Origin of the sequence: Pseudomonas sp. LAIL14HWK12:I1 (genome assembly GCF_003202095.1) — a bacterium.
Lineage (GTDB): Bacteria > Pseudomonadota > Gammaproteobacteria > Pseudomonadales > Pseudomonadaceae > Aquipseudomonas > Aquipseudomonas monteilii.
The window spans coordinates 941,393-962,785 of the sequence record NZ_QJKG01000001.1; the positions used below are offsets into that span (position 1 = coordinate 941,393).

Genomic DNA, 21,393 nt, shown 5'->3' on the forward strand with positions numbered 1-21,393 from the left:
TTAGCTCTGGCCGTGCGCCACGCACTCGCCGTGCCGCCACAGGGCCCACTGACCCGGCTCGTAGCGCTGCCAGGTCTCATTTTCGGTCAGGGCCTCGGTGGCGATCACCGTGACCACGTCGTTGGGGGTGGTTTCGGTATGGAAATCGACGATCAGGTCGACATCCTTCAACCGCGCGGCACCAAAAGGCGCACGTCGGGTAATGTGTACCAGCTTGGTCGAGCAGAAGCAGAACAGCCAGTCGCCGTCACTGAGCATGCAGTTGAACACACCCTGGCCACGGTAGCCGGCACAGGCTTCGACCAGCACCGGCAGCAGCTGTTCCACCGGCACCGGCTCGGGGAACGCACTGCGGATGCGGTTGAGCAGGTCGCAGAAGGCCGCTTCGCTGTCGGTGTCGCCGACCGGCCGGTAGAAACTGGCCAGGCCTTTGAAGTCGCCCAGCTGGCCGTTGTGCGCGAAGCACCAGTTGCGGCCCCACATTTCCCGCACGAACGGGTGGGTGTTGGACAAGCACACCCGGCCGACGTTGGCCTGGCGGATGTGGCCGATCACCACCTCGCTCTTGATCGGATAGCGCTGCACCAGGTTGGCCACCTCCGATTCGCTGCTAGCTGCCGGGTCCTGGAACAGGCGCAGACCACGGCCTTCGTAAAAGCCGATGCCCCAGCCGTCACGGTGCGGGCCAGTACGCCCGCCGCGCTGCATCAGACCGGTGAAGCTGAAAACGATATCGGTGGGGACGTTGGCACTCATGCCCAGCAGTTCGCACATAGGCGTGTCTCCTGCGCTTACAGACGGGGCTCGACCCGGCCATTGCCGCGCGGTGCGGCAGGGCGTGGGTCGTCGCGGTAACGGTCACCGCGATCGGCAGCCAAGGGCGCCTGGGCGGAGAGCTGGTCATCTTCGGTCGCCTGGCGATGGGCAGCAGCCTCGGCTTGCGCACGGCGCTCGCGGGCGCGCTTTTCCAGTGGCCAGCGCAGCAACACGAAGAGGAAATACAGGCCGAAGGCGATCATGCCGTACATGGCGAAGTCGGACACCGCACGCCAGGCGTTGTTGCCGACCTTGAACGCGACATCCAGGGCCGTGATGGCGATGGCCGGGGCGAAGCTGTCCTTTACCGGGTCAACCACGGTCGGGGTCAGCAACAGCACCGCCAGCACCACCCGCAGCGGTTCGCGCAGCCAGCGCCACATCCAGCCGGTGAGCTTGAAGCCCACCAGCAGGCAGCCCAAAGCGGCCACAGCGTACAGGCCCCAGGCGAAGGTGTAGTCGTTCTCGGTCATGGTGTTCGTGCAAGCCAGGCAAAGAGACGCCTATGATAAACACTTTTCCGGGCGCAGACAGTGTTTGCCTGTCCCTAGCCAAGAGATCACCAATGCCCAACAAGCCCCAGCCGCCCATCGCCCACGCCGACAACACCACCGACCCGTACGCCTGGCTGCAACAGCGCGACACGCCCGAGGTGCTCGCCTACCTGCAAGCCGAAAACGCCTACCAGGAAGCCTGCCTGGCTGACCAGGCCCCCTTGCGCGAGCAACTGTTCGAAGAAATCAAGGGCCGCATCCAGGAAACCGACCTGTCGCTGCCGTCTCCCTGGGGCCCTTACCTCTATTACACCCGCACCACCGCTGGCGACGAATACCCACGCCATTACCGCTGCCCTCGTCCGGCCGACGACGCCAATACGGTCGATGAAAGCCAGGAGCAACTGCTGCTCGACCCCAACGCCCTGGCCAAGGGTGGTTTCCTGTCGCTGGGCGCCTTCAACGTCAGCCCCGACCACCGCCTGCTGGCCTACAGCCTCGACACCAGCGGCGACGAAATCTACACCCTGTACGTCAAAGACCTGGCCAACGGCAACGTCACTGCCCTGCCCTTCGACGACTGCGACGGCAGCCTGACCTGGGCCAACGACAGCCAGACGCTGTTCTTCGCCGAACTGGATGACACCCACCGGCCATGGCGCCTGCGCCGCCACACCCTGGGCAACGACGGTGCCCAGACCGTGTTCGAAGAGCCCGACGGGCGCTTTTTCCTGCACTGCTACCGCACCAGCTCCGAGCGCCAGCTGGTGCTGCTGCTGAACAGCAAAACCACCTGCGAAGCCTGGGTACTGGACGCCGAAACTCCACAGGCGCCGTTTACCTGCCTGGCCCCGCGTGTCGAAGGCCACGAGTACTTCCCCGACCACGGTCAGCTCGATGGCGAATGGCGCTGGTTTATCCGCACCAACCAGGACGGCATCAACTTTGCCCTGTACCACGCACCGGCCACGCCCGTACCAAGCCGTGAGCAATGGCAGGTGCTGGTGGCACACCGCGACACGATCATGCTCGAAGGCCTCAGCCTGAACGCCAGCGCCCTGACCCTGAGCCTGCGCGAAGGCGGCCTGCCGATCATCGAAGTACGCCCGCAGGCTCTGCCGGCCTATCGCGTCGAACTCCCAGACGCGGCCTACAGCCTGTACGTGCAGGACAGCCTGGAGTTCGCCAGCACCCGCATACGCCTGCGCTACGAGGCACTCAACCGCCCAGCCCAGGTGCGCCAGCTGGAGCTGGCCACAGGCGCCCAGGCCGTGCTCAAGCAAACCCCTGTACTGGGTGCGTTCAATGCCGATGACTATGTGAGTGAGCGCCTGTGGGCAAGCGCAGCAGACGGCACCCGGGTGCCGATCAGCCTGGTGCGTCGCCGCCAGGACCTGGGCAAGACCGTGCCGCTCTACCTGTACGGTTACGGTGCCTACGGCGAAAGCCTCGACCCGTGGTTCTCCCATGCACGTCTGAGCCTGCTGGAGCGCGGCGTGGCCTTTGCCATCGCCCATGTGCGTGGCGGCGGTGAACTGGGTGAGGCCTGGTACCGCGCCGGCAAGCAGGAGCACAAACACAACACCTTCAGCGACTTCATCGCCTGTGCGCAGCACCTGATTGCCGAAGGCGTCACCTCATCTGACCGCCTGGCCATCAGTGGCGGCAGCGCCGGTGGCCTGCTGATGGGCGCGGTGCTCAACCTGCGCCCCGAGCTGTTCCGCTGTGCAATTGCCGAAGTGCCGTTCGTCGACGTGCTCAACACCATGCTCGACCCCGAGCTGCCGCTGACCGTGACCGAGTACGACGAATGGGGCAACCCTGAAGAGCCCGAGGTGTATGAGCGGATCAAGGCGTATGCGCCGTATGAGAACGTGAAAGCCCAGGCCTACCCGGCGATGCTGGTGGTGGCGGGTTACAACGACAGCCGCGTGCAGTACTGGGAAGCGGCCAAATGGGTGGCGCGGTTGCGTACCCGCAAGACCGACAGCAACCTGCTGCTGCTCAAGACCGAGATGGGTGCTGGCCATGGGGGCATGAGCGGCCGGTACCAGGGGCTCAAGGATGTGGCGCTGGAATATGCGTTCGTGTTTGGCGAGCTGGGTATGGTGTGAGGTTTGGAGGGTTCGCCGACAGGTTTTCTGCGCCTGTGAAACCGAGCGCCGCCGGCGCGGCGCTCGATCTCACAGGCGCCAAAAAACTAAAGCCGTATAGCCCTAATCATCCTGCACCGCCGGCTTCGGCGGCTCCGGCCGCAACCCCGGCAACGGCTGATCCTTCGGTGGCCCCGGCACCGGCATGGGCGGCAACAGCGGCGCCCCCGGCTGGCTGTCATAAGCCTTGGGCGGCGTACTCGGGGTAACCTGCGGGTATGGCGTGGGCGTCGGCGTACCCGGTGCACCAGGCACAGGCGTCGTCAACCGGGGTGGCGTGCTGGCCGCTTCGGCCAGCGGCAAGCCAACCAACAACAGCACGGTGAGGATCGCGTGAACCATCAGCAACCTCCTGTCGGGAACCTTCCTACAGGCTACGCCTAAATCAAAGCTTTCGCCTGTCCGCCCGCCCTGCTAGCGCGCTAGACTCAATGACATAACCGTCATTTGCCTGATCAGAACAAAGGAAACACCATGAGCTCCACCTCTTCCGCCGCCGCCACCGCGCGCCTCGACCGCATCCTGGCCGATGCCAAGCGTGACAAGGAAATGGGCTACCGCGACAAGGCCCTGAGAATGTACCCGCACGTGTGCGGCCGCTGCGCCCGCGAGTTCTCAGGCAAGCGCCTGAGCGAGCTGACCGTACACCACCGCGACCACAACCACGACAACAACCCGCAGGACGGCTCCAACTGGGAACTGCTGTGCCTGTACTGCCACGACAACGAGCACTCGCGCTACACCGACCAGCAGTACTTCAGCGAAGGCTCCACCAGCACCCCGAGCATCGCCAAGGCCACCCACAACCCGTTCGCCGGGCTGGCGGGCATGTTGAAGAAAGACTGACCATCGATTCGCCCCCCCGCTGCTACCGGGCAGCCCGTATAATCGCGCTTTTTTCGCGAAGGGCCCCGGTACGTGGCAAACAAACGATACAGCTGCATCGGCCTGTTCAACCCCAAGTCGCCAGAAAACGTCGGCTCGGTGATGCGCGCGGCGGGCTGCTACGGCGTCAATTCGGTGTTCTACACCGGCAAACGCTACGAACGCGCGCGTGACTTCGTCACCGACACCAAGCGCGTGCATTACGACATTCCGCTGATCGGCATCGACGACCTGCAACGCATCATCCCGCTAGGCTGCACGCCGGTGGCGGTGGAGCTGGTGGAAGGTGCGCGGCCATTGCCGGAATACACCCACCCGGACCGTGCCATCTACATCTTCGGGCCAGAGGACGGCTCGTTGAGCGAGGATGTGCGGGGCTGGTGTGAAGAGACCATCTACATACCGACCGAAGGTTGCATGAACCTGGCGGCGACGGTGAATGTGGTGTTGTACGACCGCATGGCCAAGGGGCTGAATACCCGCTCGGGGCCGAAGTTCAAGTAATAAAAAGGCCGCCACTGCAATAGCAGGGCGGCCAGGTGCCGAACTCCGTCAGAACAGCACCGGTCTTGCTCTTCTGGATCGAAACCCAGCGTGGATGAGCCTTCTGCACGACACGGGATGTCGCCGGGCGCACCGACTGAACCCTGGCGAGGGTGAAAGGGTCAGCTGCTTACACTTCACAAGGAGGCCTTGCCATGCTTGATATCCATAACGCGACGTCGTCGCAGCACAATGTCCATGGCCTGGAACGGGTCGGCTCGCTGGCCGGTGGCGCGTTGATGTTCAGCAAGGGGCTGCGCCATGGCGGCCTGATTGGTTTGCTGCAAATGGTGGTGGGAGGCGTTGCGGTGGCACGCGGGGTCAGCGGGCATTGCTCGACCAAGGCGTGGTGGCAGCGGCATCGGCAGGAATATCACCGGTTGCGTTCGGACATAGAACGCAGCGCGGCGGAGCTGGAGGCGTTGAAGGCCAGTGCCAAGGCCGCGACCAGAGGGGTGTCGGTGACTGGGCAGGATCCGTTGGCTGGACGTTGATTTCTGCACTGCCCGCGCAGAGGCCGGTACAGGCGATGCAGATATCTAGCGCAACGCCTTGCTCTGCAACACCTCGGACTTGCGACCCAGCACGTTCTCGCTGATTTGGACGAAGTCTTCGGTGCTCACGCCGGGCAGACGCATCAACCCGCGTACCACATCGTCCAGCGAACGCTTGGCCTGGGTATGGATACGGATTTCCTTGTCCAGTGCCTGCAACAGCATCACCCCGCGCGCCACCTGAGCCGGGCTTGCGCGCTCGCCCTTGAGCCGGGTGACCTTGGCGCCCTGCTTGCTCAGGCGTGCCTGCCAGGCCTGGTAGCGGTCATCGCTCACCCCGCCCGAGCGGCGCAGCAACTCGCTGGCGTAGTAGTCGGTCAGGCTTTCCACCAGCCAGTCACTGCCGTCACGCCCATGGATCTGCGCAAACAACTGAACCACTTCGCGCAGCAACGGGCTGCTGCCGTTCTCGCTTACCATCGGCCGGGCGCTGTGCAGGTACAGCGAACCCTGTGCCGCCATTACACCACGCCACATGCCGTCACGGGCACCGACCAGCAGCAGCTTCGGCGGATTGCGCGGGAACACCGCCTGCAACTGCGGCCATATGAACGTCAGCAGGGTCAGGCTGTCCATACGCCGCATACCCTGCCCCACCGGTGCGGCCACGGTGACCTCGGTATCGCCAAGGCGAGCACGGCGGCTGCCAAGATCGCCAGCCAGCATCCAGCCAGTGGGGCGGTCGAACAGGCGCGAAACGTTGTCGATGCGGAACTTGTCCTTGCCGATGCGCGGCCAGGAGGTCTCGATACTCTTCCAGCCCTCGGGCAGGTCGAACGCCAGGCGTGCCACCAGCTCGGTGCCATCCTGCTTATCAAGGCGCGCGGGCGGCACCAGCTGGTCACCGAGGAACAACGCCCAGTGCGGGGTAACACGCGAAGAATAGGCACCGCTGGCGAGCTTCTGGTCCAACTGCACGCGGTAGGTGAGACTGGTCTTGCCGGCCGCCGGCTGCCACACACCGCGCTGCCCCTGCAGTTGCCATTGGCCATCGGCCTGGAAGCCGCTGTAGGCCCCGGCCTTGCCCAGGTCGAAGTCCAGGCTGCGCACGGCGCTGCCTTCGGCCAATGTGAGGCGGACTTCAGCCTGGCCACTGGCAGGCAACAAACGCACCTGGTAGTCGAGGTCGACCTTTTTCGCCCAGGCCGGCGAACTGGCCATCAGGCCCAACAACAGCAACAGCTGGCAACGCATACAGAAACTCCTTGTTTCCCCGTGGCAGCGGGCCGCGCCGGTCAGCTGGCGCGGAAGATCAGGTGGTCTTCCCAGTCGTCTTCGTGCACATCGTGTTCACTGAGCATACGCCCCGACTGGGAAATGCGCTGTTCATGGACTTGCTGGCGGTCGCCGCAGACCAGGTGGTGCCAGGCGGGCAAGTCCTTGCCCTCGCTGACAAGGCGGTAACCGCAGGTACTCGGCAGCCACTTGAACTGGTCGGCCTTGCCCGGAGTGAGCTGGATGCAGTCCGGCACGTGGGCAAAGCGGTTGGGGTAGTCGCTGCACTGGCAGGTGTGCAAGTCCAGCAGCTTGCAGGCGATGCGCGTGTAATAGACGCTGTTGTCGTCCTCGTCCTCAAGCTTTTGCAGGCAGCACAGGCCGCAGCCGTCGCACAGCGACTCCCACTCTTGTGGGCTGAGTTGTTCGAGGGTCTTGCGCCGCCAGAACGGCGCGTTTTCAGCGATCATCACACGGTTTCCTGCATTCATCGATAGGCCACGGCGCGCGGCGGCGCCAGTCTAGAGCCTGACCTTGCGCAAAGCCAGACCGCTTGTCAGTCGCGACGGGACGCAGTAGCGTGCGGGTTTCCCGTCCTTTTGCAGGAGCTGTCATGAGTGCCAACCCTCGCATTGCCGATTACGCCATCAACGAACAGTTCATCAACCGCTGGTCGCCGCGTGCTTTCACCGCCGAGCCGATCAGCGAAGAGACCCTGCTGAGCTTCCTGGAAGCCGCCCGTTGGGCTCCGTCGGCGTACAACTCGCAGCCTTGGCGCTTCCTGTATGCCCGCCGCGACACGCCAAACTGGGAGCGTTACCTGAACCTGTTGGTGCCGTTCAACCGCAGCTGGGCACAACAGGCCTCGGCGCTGGTGCTGATCATTTCCAAGACCACCTTCGCCGCCCCGGGCGCCACGGAGGAAAAGCCGGCGCTGTGGCATACCTTCGACACCGGTTCCGCCTGGGGGCACCTGGCCCTGCAGGCCAGCATCAGCGGCTGGCACACCCATGGCATGGCCGGCTTCGACCAGGACCTGGCGCGTCAGGAGCTGAAGGTTCCTGAAGGTTATGTGCTGCATGCCATGGTGGCGATCGGCAAACTGGGTGACAAGGCCAGCCTGGATGAGGCGTTGCAGGCACGTGAAGTGCCGAGCCCGCGCAAACCATTGAGCGAGCTGGCTGCCGAGGGTGATTTCAGCCTGTAAGCCCTGTGATGGCCTTACTGGCCTTTTCGCGGGCATGCCCGCGAAAAGGCCAGTACAGGCACTACAAATCAATAGCCCCGGGCAAAATCCACTTCACCCCGCAACCCCTGCCCCGCTTCATACGCCTGCATATTCTCGACAAACAGCCGCACCATCGCCGCCGGCGAGGTAGGTGCCGAGCTGTGTCCGGTCAGCAGCAAGCCCCAGGCGGTCCAGAACGGGTGCTGTTTAGGCAGTGGTTCCTGGCGGCACACATCGATCACTGCACCGGCCAGATGCCCTTCCTTCAGCGCCTCGACCAGGTCCGCATCCACCACCGCCGCGCCTCGCCCGGCATTGATGAACAGCGTGCTCGGCTGGAAGCACTTGAACAGCGCCGCGTCATACAGGTCATGGGTCGCCGGGGTATCCGGCAACAGGTTGAGCACGTAGTCGACCTGGCCAACCATGCGCGGCAAGTCGGCCAGTGCCGCCACCTCGACGAACGGTGCCTGCTCCCGGGCACTGCTGGCAACCCCATACAACACCACACCAAACGGCAGCAGGAACTCGGCCACGCGCTGGCCAATATCGCCGGTGCCCACGATCAGCACCTTGCGCCCTTCCAGCGTACGTCCTGGGCGAGCGTCCCAGCGCCGCTCCACCTGGCTGACCAGGCGCGACAGCACCTCGCGTTCGTGGCCGAGCATGTAGGTAAGCATGTACTCGGCCATCACCTGGCCAAAGATGCCTACTGCGCGGGTCAGGCGATAGTCACGCGGCAAGCCATCGGCCAGCAACGGCGTGATACCCGCCCAGGTCGACTGCACCCAGTCCGGCTTGTGGCCTTGGCGCAGCAAGCTCGCCAGCAGGTCCGGCTGGCCCAGCCACACCTTGCACTGTGGTGCCAGGCGGGCCAGTTCGGCGGAATCACCGCTGGTCAGTACTTCCACATCAGGCGCGGCTTCACGCAAAAGCGCGGCGTAACGAGCATGATCATGCTCAGCAATCAGTACGCGCATGGTCAGACCGGGTCGTTTCGGCGCAGCAGCTCTTCAGGCAGGTGCTCGATGTACTCGTCTTCCGCTGGCGGCATCTGCAGGTGGTAGCCTTGGTTGTCGAGGTTCTCCAGCACCTTGGCGATGTCCTCGCGGGCCAGCTTGCGCTCCGGGGTGAGCACCAGGTCGAAGGCATGCACAGGGGTGCCGAAGAATGGCAGCAGAGCTTCCGGCACGCGCTCCAGGCCCTCGGCCTTGAGCACATACAGGTACATTTCGTTCTTGCGGGGGCTCTTGTAGATCGAGCAAATGCGTTTCATCGGGTCTCTCCGGCACCTGCAAGGCTGTCCAGCAGGGCCTGGCCCATACGCTCACGGCGCCAGCCGCGCAGCGAATCGGGCAGTTGATAAGGGCCATTGGGGTAGCCGCTCTTGAGCAGCGCTTCCAGGGCTTTCTTGCGCAGCATCAGCTCGGGGGCGATCCCCAGGCGCTCGCCTTCGGCCTGGCCGATGGCACGCAGCTGCTTGAGGATGCCGGCGGCCTCGATCGGCAACGGCTCGGGCAAAGGCGCGGGCCACTGCTCGGCAGGCAGGCTGGCGGCGCGCTGGATCAGCTTGATCAGGCACTCACCGTCCTGACGAATGGTGCGCGGGTGCATCTCGTCGATCCTGGCCAGCGCCGACAGGTTGGTCGGCTGGCTCTTGGCCATGGGCCACAGCGAGTGCTCCTTGAGGATGCGGTTGCGCGGCACATCGCGGCTACGGGCTTCACGCTCGCGCCAGGCACACAGCTCTCGCAACACCGCCAGTTGCTGAGGGGCCAGCTTCCAGGCCAGCTTGACGTCGCGGTACAGGGTCTCGGGCTCGACCTCACGGCGCAACGCAGCCACCAGCTCGGCGCCGTCTTCCAGCACCCAGGCGTACTTGTCGTCGCTCAGGCGCGGGCGCAAGGCGGTGAACAGCTCGGCCAGGTGCACGGCATCTTCGGCGGCATAGCTGACCTGCGTGTCGGAGAGCGGGCGCTGCAGCCAGTCGGAGCGGGTTTCGCCCTTGGGCAGCTCGATACCCAGCACCTCCTGCACCAGGCGCGAATAGCCCATGGAGAAGCCCAGGTTCAGGTAGCCGGCTGCCAGCTGAGTGTCGAACAGCGGCTGCGGCAGCTTGCCGGTCAGGCGCAACAGCACTTCGAGGTCTTCGCTGCAGGCGTGCAGCACCTTGACCACACCGCTGTCTTCGAGCAAGTCGGCCAAGGGTTGCCAGTTACCGATCAGCAACGGGTCGATCAGATAGGCACGCTGGCCGTCGCCGATCTGGATCAGCCCGGCTTTCGGGTAGAAGGTGTCAACCCGCATGAACTCGGTGTCGACAGCGACAAAAGGCAGTTGGTGCCAGTCGCGGCAGTGTTCGGCCAGGCTCTGGTCGTCACGGATCCAGTGAATTTCGATGGCCACAAGGCTCTCCCACTAACATTGGCGCGCAGTATATACGGCGCGGGCACTGCTGGTGAAACCCGGGCCATCCTTGATATCGATAAGTGGTGGTGTTGTGTGGGTCAGCGTTTGGCCGCCAACCACGGACGGCAGCTGGCAAACATGTCCAGCGACTGCTGATACACCTCGGTACGCACCTGCAACAGGCCGAGCATGGAGTGGAACAGGTTGTCCTGCGACAGCGGCGCATCGCTGAGCTTGGCCAGGCAGTCGGTGTCGATACCGAAATCCTCTTTGTAGCTGTCGGAGAACCAGGTCAGCAATGGCACGTGCTTCTGCTGTTCCGGGGCGATGGCGTAAGGCGTGCCGTGCAGGAACAGGTTGTACTCACCCAGCGACTCGCCATGGTCGGACAGGTAAATCATCGCGGTGTCGACCTTGTCCTGTTTGCTGCGCAGGGTGTCGATCAGCGACGCCAGCACTTTGTCGGTGTAAGCCAGGGTGTTGTCGTAACCGTTGATGATGTCTTGCTCGCTGCACTGGTTCAGCGCGTTGCTCTGGCACACCGGCGTGAAGCGCTCACTGTCACTTGGGTAGCGCTTGAAATATTCCGGGCCGTGGCTGCCCATCTGGTGCAGCACCAGCACGGTGTCCTTGTCGAGGTTGTCGATCAGCGCGTCCAGCCCTTGCAGCAGGATCTGGTCATGGCATTCGCCATTGGCGCACAGCTGCGGGTCGTTGAGGTTGCTGACATCGATGAACTGCACACGGTCGCAGGTACCTTTGCAGCCCGACTGGTTGTCGCGCCACTGCACGGCCAGGCCGGCCCGCTGGAGGATATCCAGCAGCCCTTCGCGGTTCTTGGCCACGCGGGCATCATATTCCTTGCGGGCCATACCCGAGAACATGCACGGCACCGAGACAGCCGTTTCCGTACCGCACGAATGCACATCGGAAAACGCCACCAGGCCCTGCTCCTTGGCCAGGTTCGGGGTGGTATCGCGGTCATAGCCCAACACGCCAAAGTGGTCGGCCCGCGCACTTTCACCCACCACCAGCACGGTCAACGACTTGCGCTCATGCTTCTGCCAGGCGACATCACGCTTGGCATCTTCGCCATAGTGCTGGAAAGGACGCGATGCCGTACCGACGCGTTCGCTGACATAGCCAATGGAAGCACCGACGATATTGCTGGGGGTCAGCATCAGGCGCAATTCGTGGTGGTTGCGAAACAGCGAGGACAACCCTTGATAGTTGACCAGCGCCACCGAGCCCAGGGCTACCACGCAGGCGCCACTGACTACCAGCTTGCCCAGCAGCTCGCGGTGCCAGGGACGGTAGGCAATGGGCGCCTTCCACAACAGCACCGAAGGCACCACGCCCAAGCCCAGAATATACAAGCCAAACTTCAGCGAAAGCAGGTCGCGTACTTCGGTTACGTTGGTTTCTGCAATGTTGCGGAACATACCCGCATCTATAAGTACGCCGTATTGATTCATGAAGTAAGCCACACCTGCGCCACTCATGAACAACAGGATAAGTATCGGCTTGAATACATATCGGAAGGCAAACAACGTGAGGATGAGATTGAAAGCGAACAACATCAGCACGGCAAACGCCAGGCTCAGCCACAGCCCGGACAGGCCGGCAGGCACCACCTCTTGCAGGTGCTCCCAGAGGAACATGTTCAAGCCAATCAGCAGATAAAGGCTGGCCAGCAGCGTGACCCATTCAGTCCGCAGGGATTTGAAGTTGAGCATTAGCGTTCGCAATCAAGAGTGATTATCAACCCCCAGGCCGGCTGGCACCGTGGGAAAGTTGGGCGAACTCTAGAAAGCGCGTCATCAATTTTTTGTGAAAAAGTTGGTAACAATTTCGTGAGGGCGCGTCTTTCGGTGATTTACGGCGCTTCATTCAGCTGCCATTCAGGCTGGCCGACATCACCGGCCTGCGCAAAGGCGGCTATCCTCAGAGGTCAGGACCTTACCGACAACCCTGACAGAGGTGAAGAAATGCCAGTTCCGCATGATCTGCTCGCTGACCTGCACGTTACCGCCGATGCATTCCAGGCGCTCATTGACAAGGACCAGACGCTGCACTCACTGCACAAGGAATACAACGCCAAGGACAAGGAGGTGGTCGCCGCCGAAGTCAACGGCACCAACGACGACGCCGTCAACCGCCTGCGCAAGGAACGGTTGCTGATCAAGGACAAGATCGAACGGATCATTCATCCGCCGAAATCCTGATGGAAATGTATTGAATTCACTGGCCCCTTCGCGGGTTCACCCGCGAAGGGGCCAGCAACCCTTACACAGCTGCCGAAGCTTTCAAGGCGCCATCCAGATCCTCGATCAGATCACGGTAATCCTCGATCCCCATCGAAAGCCGCAGCAGGTTCTCGCTGATCCCCATCACCCCTTTCTGCTCCGGGCTCAGCGAGCAGTGCGACATGGTCCACGAGTGGTTGATCATGCTCTCCACCCCACCCAGCGAGTCGGCCAGCACAAAGATCTGCAACGCTTCCACCAAGCGGTTGAGCGCGGCGCGGTCGCCCTTGACCTTCATGGCCACCACCGCCCCGCCACTGCGCATCTGGCGTTTGCACAATTCGTGTTGCGGGTGGCTTTCCAGCCCCGGGTAATACACCTGCTCGATCTGCGGATGGTTTTCGAGGAAGCGCGCCACCTGCAGGGCATTGCCACATTGGCGCTCCATGCGCACATCCAGAGTTTTCAGGCCACGCAGGGCCAGGTAGCAGTCGAACGGCCCCTGCACCGCGCCAATTGCCATGCTGATGCGGCGAAGGCGCGCCAGCAGTGCATCGTTGGCCGCCACCACCACACCACCGGTGAGGTCGGAGTGGCCACCGATGTACTTGCTGGCCGAGTGCATCACCAGGTCCACGCCCAAGGTGATGGGGCGCTGGTTCCACGGCGAGCAGAAGGTATTGTCGATGCAGGTGAGGATGCCCCGGGCCTTGGCCAGGTCGCACACGGCCTTGATGTCGACCAGGTGCAGCAGCGGGTTGGTCGGCGATTCGATCCAGATCAGCTGGGTTTCCGGCTTGATGGCGGCAGCCACGGCCTCCAGGTCGTTGAGGTCGACATAGGTGGTGGTCAGGCCCGAGGTGCGGCTGCGGTAGTCTTCCAGAATACGGAAAGTGCCGCCGTACACGCCGTTCATCACCACGACATGGGCATCCTTGGACAGCAGCTCCAACACCGTCGCGGTAGCGTTCACGCCCGAGGCACAGGCAACCGCCCCCACGCCCTCTTCCAGCGCGGCGACACAGGTTTCGTAGGCATGCCGGGTGGGGTTGCCAACGCGGCTGTAGGAGTATTCCGGTTTGTCATCCAGGCTGCGTTTGGTGAACGAGCTGGCGGTGACGATGGCTGGAAAAATGGCGTTTTCAGCGACGCTGAACTGCTCGCCGGCGTGAATGGTACGGGTGGCGAAATTGCGCGGCTTGTCGGACATGGTCAGGCCCATTGGCAGAGTTAAGGCAGCAACTATCGCACAACCCAAATGTTCTGGCCTTGGGGTAATCTGTGAAAAATTTTCTTCACGGCCCGCACGCGATATGGACAGTTTCGACCAGCACATTCTTACCCTGCTTCAGCGCGATGCCTCGATATCGCTCAAGGACCTGGCCGAGGCCGTCAACCTGTCCACCACGCCCTGCTGGAAGCGGGTCAAGCGCCTGGAAGAAGAAGGCTACATTCTTGGCCGCGTCGCCCTGCTCGACCCCGAACGGCTTGGCCTGGGGCTGACGGTGTTCGTCCAGCTCAAGACCCAGCGCCACGACAGCGCCTGGCTTGAGCAGTTTGCCGCGACCGTGACCGGGTTCGAGGAAGTGATGGAGTTCTACCGCATGTCCGGCGACTGGGATTACATGCTGCGGGTGGTGGTGGGGGATATTGCGGCGTATGACCGGTTCTACAAAAAGCTGATTACCCGTACCGATGGGCTGTCGAACATTACGTCCAGTTTTGCCATGGAGCAGATGAAGTACACCACAGCGTACCCGGTGCATCGATCCTGAATCGGTGATGGATTCTTCGCGGGCAAGCCCGCGAAGAGGCCGGTACAGGCAACCAATCAGTTAGCCGCCAGCACCGCCGCAATCCGGTTCCCCGCCTTGGCTTTCTCAACCTTGATCGCCACAAACTTCGACGTCGGTGTATAGGTCCCCTCGCCATAACTCTCCAGCGGCACCAGCGGATTGGTCTCCGGGTAATACGCCGCCGCCTGCCCTTCAGGCACGTCATACGCCACCAGGCGGAACCCCGACACCCGCCGCTCGACGCCATCCTCCCACAGCGACACCAGGTCCACATGCTCACCCGGCTCGAAGCCCAGGCGACGAATATCGGCCTCGTTCACGAACACCACTTCACGCAGGCCGAACACGCCACGGTAGCGGTCGTCCAGGCCATACAGCGTGGTGTTGTACTGGTCGTGCGAGCGCAGGGTCTGCAGGATCAGGTCGGGCTTGTCACCCCGCGCCAGCACCTTGGCGTTGATCAACTCCTCTGGCAGCGCGTGGGGCATGAACCGTGCCTTGCCCGTGGCCGTGCGGAAGTTGCGATCGGCGGCATTGTTGCCCAGGTGGAAACCGCCCGGGCTATGCAGGCGTTCGTTGAAGCCGGTGAAACCAGGGATCACGTCGGCAATCATGTCACGAATGCGGTTGTAGTCAGCCACCGCATACTCCCAGTCGATTGGCTGATTGCCCAGCGTGGCCTTGGCCATACCGGCGATGATCCAAGGCTCCGAGCGCATGTGCGGTGAACGCGGGCGCAACTGGCCGTTAGAGATGTGCACCATGCTGAAGGTGTCTTCCACGGTCACGCCTTGAGGCCCTTCGGCCTGCAGGTCGATTTCGGTCCGGCCCAGGCAGGGCAGGATCAACGCATCGCGGCCAGTGACCAGGTGCGAGCGGTTGAGCTTGGTGGAAATCTGCACGGTCAACGCGCAGTTCTGAAGCGCCGCGTGGGTGCGCGGGGTGTCCGGGGTGGCTTGGGCAAAGTTGCCGCCCAGGGCGACGAACACCTTGGCCCGCCCCTCTTCCATGGCCTTGATCGCCAGCACCGCGTTGTGCCCATGGGCACGCGGCACACGGAACCGGAAGCGTTTTTCGAGGGCATCGAGCAGCGCCGGTTTGGGCTTTTCGTCGATGCCCATGGTGCGGTCGCCCTGCACGTTGCTGTGGCCACGTACCGGCGACAGGCCAGCGCCGGGTTTGCCGACGTTGCCGCGCAGCAACTGCAGGTTGACGATTTCCTGCACGGTAGGCACCGAATGGCGGTGCTGGGTGACGCCCATGGCCCAGCACATGATCACCCGCTCTGCCTTGCGGTACATGCGGGCCGCCAGCTCGATCTCGGCCAGGGTCAAGCCCGACTGCTTGACGATGTGCGCCCAGGAGGTGGCGTCCACTGCCGCCAGGTAGTCATCGACGCCACTGGTGTGCTCGGCGATGAAGGCATGGTCGAACACCGCCGGCTCACCGTTGGCCTGGGCTTCGCGCTCCCACTGCAACAGGAATTTGGCAATGCCACGCATGGCCGCCATGTCACCGCCCAAGGCCGGGCGGAAGTAGGCGCTGGAAGTCGGCTCGGAGCCGTTGCTGAGCATTTCGAACGGGTGCTGCGGGTGCTGGAAGCGCTCCAGGCCACGCTCTTTCAGCGGGTTGAAGCACACCACCTGAGCCCCGCGCTTGACCGCCTCACGCAGCGGTTCGAGCATGCGCGGGTGGTTGGTGCCTGGGTTCTGACCGATGACAAAGATCGCATCGGCCAGCTCCAGGTCGTGAAACACGACAGTGCCTTTGCCCACCCCGAGGGTTTCCGACATGCCTGCACCACTGGCTTCGTGGCACATGTTCGAGCAATCGGGGAAGTTGTTGGTGCCGTAAGCGCGCACGAACAACTGGTAGAGGAACGCCGCCTCGTTGCTGGCCCGGCCCGACGTGTAGAACTCGGCCTCGTCTGGCGACTGCAGCGCACGCAGGTGTCTGGCGACCAGCTCGAAGGCCTCCTGCCAAGTAGTTTCGACATAGTGGTCGGTGGCAGCGTCGTAGCGCATCGGGTGCGTGAGGCGGCCCTGGTATTCGAGCCAATAGTCAGTCTGGTCCTTCAGCGCGCTGACGCTGTATTTGGCGAAGAAAGCCGGGTCAACCGAGCGGCCGGTGGCTTCCCAGTTGACCGCCTTGGCGCCGTTTTCGCAGAACTTGACCATGTCGCTTTCCGGCGACTCCCCCCAGGCACAGCCGGGGCAGTCGAAGCCGCCGTTCTGGTTGGTCTTGAGCATGGCCCGCAGGTTCTTGAAGGCATTTTCGCTGCCCAGCCAGCTTTTGGTCACGCTCTTGAGCGCTCCCCAGCCGGCGGCTGCGCCTTTGTAGTCCCTGATGTGTTCGTCCTGGCTCATGCGATGAATCCTCACGCTTCGATGCTTTTATTCAGCCTATTGAGCGTGGGGGTGGGGCGTCCAATCGAAAGATCTTACGGCGTGATAAGCGGTTTCGATCATGGGGTGGAAGCTTTGAGGCATCGGGCCTGCAGCCGTGATAGAAACCATCGATCAACCAGTCGGGCAAAGCAATTTGACGGCCCTGCGGCCAGGCTATAGCTTGGAGTGAACCCACCCCATTCGAGCGCGAACGTGGAACAGAACAGCCGGGCCCTGATCGACGGCTTCAACCGGAAAATCGACTACCTGCGGATGTCGGTCACCGACCGCTGTGACTTCCGTTGCGTGTACTGCATGGCCGAAGACATGCAGTTTTTGCCGCGCCAGCAGATCCTCAGCCTCGAAGAACTGTTCCAGGTGGCCGAGCGCTTCGTCGCCCTGGGCACCCGCAAAATCCGCTTGACCGGCGGCGAGCCGCTGGTACGCCAGGGCATCGTCGAGCTGTGCGGGCGGATTGCCGCCCTGCCCGGCTTGCGCGAACTGTGCATGACCAGCAACGGCTCGCAACTCGGGCGCCTGGCACAGCCACTGTTCGACGCCGGGCTGTCGCGCTTGAACATCAGCCTCGACAGCCTGGATACCGAACGCTTCAAGCAGCTGACCCGTACCGGCGACCTGCACCAGGTCATCGCTGGTATCGACGCCGCACGCCAGGCCGGCTTCAAACGCATCAAGCTCAACTGTGTAGTACTCAAAGGCCGCAACGACCACGAACTGGTCGACCTGGTACGCTTTGCCATCGATCGCGAGCTGGACATCACCTTCATCGAAGAAATGCCGCTGGGGGTAATCAGCGAACACGAGCGCGGCGAGTCGTTCTGCTCCAGCGACGAAGTACGCGAGCGCCTGGCAGAACAGTTCACCTTGGTGGAGTCCACCGAATCATCACAGGGCCCTGCCCGCTACTGGCGCCTGGCCGAAGCCGCCAACACCCGGGTCGGTTTCATCTCGCCGCACAGCCACAACTTTTGCGCCACCTGCAACCGCGTGCGCCTGACGGTCGAAGGCCGCCTGTTGCTGTGCCTGGGCAACGAACACTCGGTAGACCTGAAGCACGTGCTGCGTGCTCACCCAGGCAACCGCGAGCGCCTGGAAAAGGCCATCCGCGACTCCCTGCACCTCAAGCCCTACCGCCACCACTTCGAAGTGGGTGGCGATGTGCAGATCCTGCGCTTCATGAACATGACCGGCGGCTGAATGGCCGTCTCTGGATTTCCATGATTGTTCACCCAACCCCCGATGTACTGCGTGTGCTGTTCACCCTCAAGGGGTCGATCGTCAAGCGCATCGCCCTGCGCTGCCTGATGGTGACCCTGCTGGCCGCGCTGATCGTGCTGGTCGAGCGCCATTTCCCCGCGTTTTTCTACCCGGTCAGTGCCACGCCGTTTACGTTGCTGGGCCTGTCGCTGTCGATCTTCATGAGCTTTCGCAACAACGCCTGCTACGACCGCTGGTGGGAGGGCCGTAAGGCCTGGGGCAAGCTGATTATAGAAACCCGCTCGTTCGTGCGCGAAAGCGTGGTGATTGCTGACGAAGCGCTGCGCGCAGAGCTGCTGCGCAGCCTGTGTGGCTATGCCCATGCGCTGAATGCCCGCCTGCGTAACGAGGACGACCTGGCAGCCGCCCGGCCCTGGCTGGCCCGGCCAGAGACGATCAGCCCGCACAACGTGTGCGACGGCATCCTGCGCGACATCGGCCAGCATTGCTCGCGGCTGGCGGAACAACAGCACATCAGCGATTGGCGCTACAGCCTGCTGGAACAGCGGCTGGTAGGCCTGACCGAGGTGCAGGCCACCTGTGAGCGGATCAAGTTCACACCGTTGCCGTTCCCCTACACGCTGTTGCTGCACCGCACCATCTACATCTTCTGCCTGCTGCTGCCGTTTGCCCTGGCCGAGCCGCTGGGCTGGCTGGCACCGCTGTTCACCACCATCGTGGGCTACACGTTCTTCGGGCTGGATGCGATTGGCAACGAACTGGAGGACCCGTTCGGGCGGGATGAGAACGACCTGCCAACCGATGCCATGGTGCGGACGGTGGAGCGGGATGTGTTGGCGGGGTTGGGCGAGACACAGTTGCCACCGGCGTTGTTGCCGGTGGAGCATGTGTTGAGCTGATAGCCGTCACAGGAGAAAACTCACCCCCGGCTGGCACAGGCCTCGATCGGCAGCAGGTGTTTGACGAAATTGCACGGCCGGTGCCGGGCATCCAGCTGCTCCGCCAGTATTCCTTCCCACGCCGTACGGCAGGCGCCAGTGGAACCCGGCAAGCAGCACACCAACGTGCGGTTGGACAACCCGGCCAGCGCTCGGCTCTGCACGGTAGAACTGCCGATATCCAGAATCGACAGCGCCCGGAACAACTCGCCAAAGCCATCGATGCGCTTGTCCAGCAGGCACTCGACCGCCTCCGGTGTGCTGTCACGCCCGGTAAAGCCGGTACCGCCGGTAATCAGCACCACCTGCACCTGCTCGTCGGCAATCCAGGTGGCGACCTGGGCGCGGATCTTGTACAGGTCGTCCTTGAGCAACGCCCGCGCCACCAGCCGGTGGCCGATCTCGACCGACCGGCTGGCCAGCAGCTCGCCGGAGGTATCGTTGTCGTAGGTACGGGTGTCGCTGACGGTCAGCACGGCAATGTTGAGCGGTACGAAGACCGCATCGGGTTGGACGCGCACAGTAAAAGCTCCTTGAATGGCATTGTCACCACGCTAGAGGCGTGGCGCGGGGGCGTCCAATCGTTATGGCTTACCGGCCGATCAATGACATCTATCGCAGACGTGGGTTATGGTCTGCACAACCATACGCCAGGCACTTTCATGGACATCAAGCAGCTCAAGTTCCTCATCGCCCTCGACCAGACCCGCCACTTCGGCCAGGCGGCGGCGCTGTGCCATATCACTCAGCCGACGCTGTCCATGCGCCTGCGCAACCTGGAGGACGAGCTGGACCTGGTGCTGGTCAAACGCGGCCAGCGCTTCGAAGGCTTCACCGAGGCCGGCGAGCGTATTCTGGCCTGGGCCCGCACCCTGCTCGCCGCCCACGACGGCCTGCAGGCCGAGGCCGCCAGTTGCCGGGGCCAGGTGGTCGGCAGCCTGCGACTGGGCACAGTGCCGCTGGCCAGCTTCAACCCCATGCACCTGCTGCTGCCGCTGCGCGAAAAATACCCCGAACTGCACTTCCAGCTCAGTTCGCTGAGCTCGGAGCAAGTCATCGACGGACTGAGCCGCAACCAGCTCGACCTGGGTATCTGCTACCTGGACCAGGTCAACACCAGCTTCTTCGAAGTACTGGAACTGGGCACCACCACCATGGGCCTGCTGCACGACACCCGGCACTTCCAGTTTGACAGCGACACCCTGCGCTGGGACGCGCTCAGCGACATACCGCTGGGCCTGTTGAGCAAGGGTATGCACTACCGACAGTCGCTGGACCTGAGCTTGCGCAGCCGTGGCCTGGAACCGCATGCGGTACTGGAAAGCGACTCGACTTTCCAGCTGATACAGGCCATCAACACCGGCATGTGCTGCGCGATCATGCCGTTGGACTGCGGCCTCGAAGACCTCAGCGAGCACCTGCGCATTCTGCCGGTGGCCGACGCTGCCATCCACAGCCCGGTCGGCCTGTTGCTGCGCCGTAGCGAGCCGCGCTCGGCGATTGCCGAGCAGTGCTTTGCCGAGGCACGGGCGCTGTTTCAAGCCACCTGATCGCTGGTTGCCTGGCGGTACTGGCGCGGGGTGAAACCAGTCAGTTGCTTGAACTGGCGGCTGAAGGCGCTGTGGTCGGTGTAGCCACAGCGCATCGCCACGTCAGTGATCGGCAGGTCCGAATGCAGCAGGCGGTGGGCGTGCTCCAGGCGCGCCTTGTGGATCATCTGTCGGGGCGTGAGGTGAAATACCCGCTTGCAGTAGCGCTCCAGCTGAGCCACGGAAATGCCAGCGATGCGGGTCAGCTCGCCCATGCTGATCGGCTGGTGAAAGTGCTGGCGGATATGCTCGTCCACCGCGGCCAGGCGCTGGTAGGCAGGGTGAGTGTCGGCGGCTGATTGCAGGTCGACCGAAATGCCTACCAAGCCGATGATCTCGCCCGCCTGGTTGTACAGCGGGCGCTTGTGGGTCAGGCACCAGCCGGGCTCGCGGCTGCCGTACAGGTGCAGCTCCAGCTGGTCGTCCAGCACCAGCCCTTCCTTGAGTACGCGGCGGTCCTGCTCGGTGTAGCCGGGGCCAAGCTGTGCCGGGAAGACTTCAGCGCTGGTCTTGCCGAGCAACGGCTGCAAGCGCTTGAGGCCGCAACGCTGGACCAGGGTGTTGTTGGCCAGCACGTAGCGGGCGGCCGGGTCTTTGATGAAGATGGCGGCGTTGGGGATGACGTCGAGGATCGGCAATAGCAGGGAAACGCTGGCCAGCAGGGCCTCAAGGCTCGCGGGGCGGTGAAGGTCGAGAGACTGGTACAGGGTTGCCAAGGGATTGTCGGTCATCTTCGGTTCTCTGCTGGCTGTGCCCGCGAAGAGGCCAGTACTACCAACACATCTCTACAGCCCTTATTCGCTAAGGCCTACAGCCTATCCAGCACCCCACCCTCGCCGCCAGCATTTTTTGCAACTGTGCCGATTTCGTCATCCCCCTTGCAGAAAACCATCAAGAACCG

At 63.1% G+C, this 21,393-nt stretch carries 23 protein-coding genes; 10 read left to right on the plus strand and 13 right to left on the minus strand.

Going from position 1 to position 21,393, the window contains the following annotated elements:
- Both D906_RS04280 and D906_RS04285 read right to left on the minus strand, forming a co-directional pair.
- Positions 1 to 774, minus strand: a complete 774-nt coding sequence (locus D906_RS04280) for a class II glutamine amidotransferase (protein ID WP_016711936.1) — start codon at positions 772 to 774, stop codon at positions 1 to 3.
- A gap of 17 nt (positions 775 to 791) precedes the next feature.
- Positions 792 to 1,289: a hypothetical protein gene (locus tag D906_RS04285; RefSeq protein ID WP_025753895.1), complete on the minus strand. Its 498-nt coding sequence runs from the start codon at positions 1,287 to 1,289 to the stop codon at positions 792 to 794.
- 92 nt (positions 1,290 to 1,381) lie between these two features.
- Between D906_RS04285 and D906_RS04290 the strand changes: the two genes are divergently transcribed.
- Complete coding sequence (locus D906_RS04290) at positions 1,382 to 3,424, plus strand: S9 family peptidase (protein ID WP_027615335.1); 2,043 nt, start codon at positions 1,382 to 1,384, stop codon at positions 3,422 to 3,424.
- A 102-nt stretch (positions 3,425 to 3,526) separates the two neighbouring features.
- Here D906_RS04290 and D906_RS04295 read toward each other — a convergent pair whose 3' ends face one another.
- Positions 3,527 to 3,805, minus strand: coding sequence for a hypothetical protein (locus D906_RS04295; RefSeq protein WP_019098502.1), 279 nt, complete (start codon positions 3,803 to 3,805; stop codon positions 3,527 to 3,529).
- Positions 3,806 to 3,937: 132 nt separating this feature from the next.
- On the opposite strand from D906_RS04295, the gene D906_RS04300 reads away from it, so the two are divergent.
- The 3 genes from D906_RS04300 (at position 3,938) to D906_RS04310 (ending at position 5,385) form a co-directional block, all read left to right on the plus strand.
- Positions 3,938 to 4,309, plus strand: a complete 372-nt coding sequence (locus D906_RS04300) for a YajD family HNH nuclease (protein ID WP_016711940.1) — start codon at positions 3,938 to 3,940, stop codon at positions 4,307 to 4,309.
- A gap of 72 nt (positions 4,310 to 4,381) precedes the next feature.
- A complete protein-coding gene (locus D906_RS04305) occupies positions 4,382 to 4,852 on the plus strand; it encodes an RNA methyltransferase (protein WP_016711941.1) in 471 nt (156 codons plus the stop codon).
- Between the two features lie 194 nt (positions 4,853 to 5,046).
- Positions 5,047 to 5,385 (plus strand): YgaP-like transmembrane domain, encoded by a 339-nt coding sequence (locus tag D906_RS04310; protein ID WP_019098501.1) that lies wholly within the window; start codon positions 5,047 to 5,049, stop codon positions 5,383 to 5,385.
- Positions 5,386 to 5,430: 45 nt separating this feature from the next.
- On the opposite strand, the gene D906_RS04315 is transcribed toward D906_RS04310, so the two are convergent.
- Together D906_RS04315 and D906_RS04320 are read right to left on the minus strand one after the other, a co-directional pair.
- Positions 5,431 to 6,639 (minus strand): hypothetical protein, encoded by a 1,209-nt coding sequence (locus D906_RS04315; protein WP_027615336.1) that lies wholly within the window; start codon positions 6,637 to 6,639, stop codon positions 5,431 to 5,433.
- A gap of 41 nt (positions 6,640 to 6,680) precedes the next feature.
- Complete coding sequence (locus tag D906_RS04320; RefSeq protein ID WP_025753897.1) at positions 6,681 to 7,130, minus strand: YcgN family cysteine cluster protein; 450 nt, start codon at positions 7,128 to 7,130, stop codon at positions 6,681 to 6,683.
- A 143-nt stretch (positions 7,131 to 7,273) separates the two neighbouring features.
- Here D906_RS04320 and D906_RS04325 point away from each other — a divergent pair, with 143 nt between their 5' ends.
- Complete coding sequence (locus tag D906_RS04325; protein ID WP_016711945.1) at positions 7,274 to 7,867, plus strand: nitroreductase family protein; 594 nt, start codon at positions 7,274 to 7,276, stop codon at positions 7,865 to 7,867.
- Positions 7,868 to 7,935: 68 nt separating this feature from the next.
- Here D906_RS04325 and D906_RS04330 read toward each other — a convergent pair whose 3' ends face one another.
- The 4 genes from D906_RS04330 to D906_RS04345 form a co-directional block, all read right to left on the minus strand.
- Positions 7,936 to 8,868, minus strand: a complete 933-nt coding sequence (locus tag D906_RS04330; protein ID WP_027615337.1) for a D-2-hydroxyacid dehydrogenase — start codon at positions 8,866 to 8,868, stop codon at positions 7,936 to 7,938.
- A 2-nt stretch (positions 8,869 to 8,870) separates the two neighbouring features.
- Positions 8,871 to 9,164 carry a YcgL domain-containing protein gene (locus D906_RS04335; protein ID WP_025753899.1) on the minus strand — a complete coding sequence of 98 codons (294 nt, stop codon included), beginning with the start codon at positions 9,162 to 9,164 and terminating at the stop codon, positions 8,871 to 8,873.
- A complete protein-coding gene (gene rnd / locus D906_RS04340; protein ID WP_025753900.1) occupies positions 9,161 to 10,294 on the minus strand; it encodes a ribonuclease D in 1,134 nt (377 codons plus the stop codon). Before rnd ends, D906_RS04335 begins: the two co-directional genes overlap by 4 nt.
- 101 nt (positions 10,295 to 10,395) lie before the next feature.
- Positions 10,396 to 12,033 (minus strand): phosphoethanolamine transferase, encoded by a 1,638-nt coding sequence (locus D906_RS04345; protein WP_019098496.1) that lies wholly within the window; start codon positions 12,031 to 12,033, stop codon positions 10,396 to 10,398.
- Positions 12,034 to 12,285: 252 nt separating this feature from the next.
- Between D906_RS04345 and D906_RS04350 the strand changes: the two genes are divergently transcribed.
- Entirely contained in the window at positions 12,286 to 12,522 is a 237-nt protein-coding gene (locus D906_RS04350; protein WP_019098495.1) for a YdcH family protein, read from the plus strand.
- 61 nt (positions 12,523 to 12,583) lie between these two features.
- Here D906_RS04350 and D906_RS04355 read toward each other — a convergent pair whose 3' ends face one another.
- The gene (locus tag D906_RS04355; protein ID WP_027609390.1) at positions 12,584 to 13,765 is read right to left on the minus strand and encodes a PLP-dependent aspartate aminotransferase family protein; all 1,182 of its coding nucleotides are present in this window, start codon (positions 13,763 to 13,765) and stop codon (positions 12,584 to 12,586) included.
- A 91-nt stretch (positions 13,766 to 13,856) separates the two neighbouring features.
- On the opposite strand from D906_RS04355, the gene D906_RS04360 reads away from it, so the two are divergent.
- Positions 13,857 to 14,318: an Lrp/AsnC family transcriptional regulator gene (locus D906_RS04360; RefSeq protein WP_016498365.1), complete on the plus strand. Its 462-nt coding sequence runs from the start codon at positions 13,857 to 13,859 to the stop codon at positions 14,316 to 14,318.
- 56 nt (positions 14,319 to 14,374) lie between these two features.
- On the opposite strand, the gene D906_RS04365 is transcribed toward D906_RS04360, so the two are convergent.
- Complete coding sequence (locus D906_RS04365) at positions 14,375 to 16,705, minus strand: FdhF/YdeP family oxidoreductase (RefSeq protein ID WP_019098494.1); 2,331 nt, start codon at positions 16,703 to 16,705, stop codon at positions 14,375 to 14,377.
- Between the two features lie 234 nt (positions 16,706 to 16,939).
- Between D906_RS04365 and moaA the strand changes: the two genes are divergently transcribed.
- Both moaA and D906_RS04375 read left to right on the plus strand, forming a co-directional pair.
- Positions 16,940 to 17,944, plus strand: coding sequence for a GTP 3',8-cyclase MoaA (gene moaA, locus D906_RS04370; RefSeq protein ID WP_016711953.1), 1,005 nt, complete (start codon positions 16,940 to 16,942; stop codon positions 17,942 to 17,944).
- Positions 17,945 to 17,964: 20 nt separating this feature from the next.
- A complete protein-coding gene (locus D906_RS04375) occupies positions 17,965 to 18,864 on the plus strand; it encodes a bestrophin family protein (protein WP_019098492.1) in 900 nt (299 codons plus the stop codon).
- Between the two features lie 20 nt (positions 18,865 to 18,884).
- On the opposite strand, the gene moaB is transcribed toward D906_RS04375, so the two are convergent.
- Positions 18,885 to 19,424: a molybdenum cofactor biosynthesis protein B gene (moaB, locus tag D906_RS04380; RefSeq protein WP_012273701.1), complete on the minus strand. Its 540-nt coding sequence runs from the start codon at positions 19,422 to 19,424 to the stop codon at positions 18,885 to 18,887.
- 141 nt (positions 19,425 to 19,565) lie between these two features.
- Between moaB and D906_RS04385 the strand changes: the two genes are divergently transcribed.
- On the plus strand, positions 19,566 to 20,453 hold the full coding sequence (locus D906_RS04385) for a LysR family transcriptional regulator (RefSeq protein WP_019098491.1): 888 nt from the start codon (positions 19,566 to 19,568) through the stop codon (positions 20,451 to 20,453).
- Here D906_RS04385 and D906_RS04390 read toward each other — a convergent pair.
- Positions 20,441 to 21,223 (minus strand): AraC family transcriptional regulator, encoded by a 783-nt coding sequence (locus D906_RS04390; RefSeq protein WP_025753902.1) that lies wholly within the window; start codon positions 21,221 to 21,223, stop codon positions 20,441 to 20,443. The two genes, D906_RS04385 and D906_RS04390, sit on opposite strands and share 13 nt — an antisense overlap.
- Positions 21,224 to 21,393: the final 170 nt, after the last annotated feature.

Bases quoted from the DNA above. Each gene is read 5' to 3' on its own strand.
- D906_RS04280 (WP_016711936.1), bottom strand. From the start codon at position 774: ATGTGCGAACTGCTGGGCATGAGTGCCAACGTCCCCACCGATATCGTT.
- D906_RS04285 (WP_025753895.1), bottom strand. From the start codon at position 1,289: ATGACCGAGAACGACTACACCTTCGCCTGGGGCCTGTACGCTGTGGCC.
- D906_RS04290 (WP_027615335.1), top strand. From the start codon at position 1,382: ATGCCCAACAAGCCCCAGCCGCCCATCGCCCACGCCGACAACACCACC.
- D906_RS04295 (WP_019098502.1), bottom strand. From the start codon at position 3,805: ATGGTTCACGCGATCCTCACCGTGCTGTTGTTGGTTGGCTTGCCGCTG.
- D906_RS04300 (WP_016711940.1), top strand. From the start codon at position 3,938: ATGAGCTCCACCTCTTCCGCCGCCGCCACCGCGCGCCTCGACCGCATC.
- D906_RS04310 (WP_019098501.1), top strand. From the start codon at position 5,047: ATGCTTGATATCCATAACGCGACGTCGTCGCAGCACAATGTCCATGGC.
- D906_RS04315 (WP_027615336.1), bottom strand. From the start codon at position 6,639: ATGCGTTGCCAGCTGTTGCTGTTGTTGGGCCTGATGGCCAGTTCGCCG.
- D906_RS04320 (WP_025753897.1), bottom strand. From the start codon at position 7,130: ATGATCGCTGAAAACGCGCCGTTCTGGCGGCGCAAGACCCTCGAACAA.
- D906_RS04325 (WP_016711945.1), top strand. From the start codon at position 7,274: ATGAGTGCCAACCCTCGCATTGCCGATTACGCCATCAACGAACAGTTC.
- D906_RS04330 (WP_027615337.1), bottom strand. From the start codon at position 8,868: ATGCGCGTACTGATTGCTGAGCATGATCATGCTCGTTACGCCGCGCTT.
- D906_RS04335 (WP_025753899.1), bottom strand. From the start codon at position 9,164: ATGAAACGCATTTGCTCGATCTACAAGAGCCCCCGCAAGAACGAAATG.
- D906_RS04345 (WP_019098496.1), bottom strand. From the start codon at position 12,033: ATGCTCAACTTCAAATCCCTGCGGACTGAATGGGTCACGCTGCTGGCC.
- D906_RS04350 (WP_019098495.1), top strand. From the start codon at position 12,286: ATGCCAGTTCCGCATGATCTGCTCGCTGACCTGCACGTTACCGCCGAT.
- D906_RS04355 (WP_027609390.1), bottom strand. From the start codon at position 13,765: ATGGGCCTGACCATGTCCGACAAGCCGCGCAATTTCGCCACCCGTACC.
- D906_RS04360 (WP_016498365.1), top strand. From the start codon at position 13,857: ATGGACAGTTTCGACCAGCACATTCTTACCCTGCTTCAGCGCGATGCC.
- D906_RS04365 (WP_019098494.1), bottom strand. From the start codon at position 16,705: ATGAGCCAGGACGAACACATCAGGGACTACAAAGGCGCAGCCGCCGGC.
- D906_RS04375 (WP_019098492.1), top strand. From the start codon at position 17,965: ATGATTGTTCACCCAACCCCCGATGTACTGCGTGTGCTGTTCACCCTC.
- D906_RS04385 (WP_019098491.1), top strand. From the start codon at position 19,566: ATGGACATCAAGCAGCTCAAGTTCCTCATCGCCCTCGACCAGACCCGC.
- D906_RS04390 (WP_025753902.1), bottom strand. From the start codon at position 21,223: ATGACCGACAATCCCTTGGCAACCCTGTACCAGTCTCTCGACCTTCAC.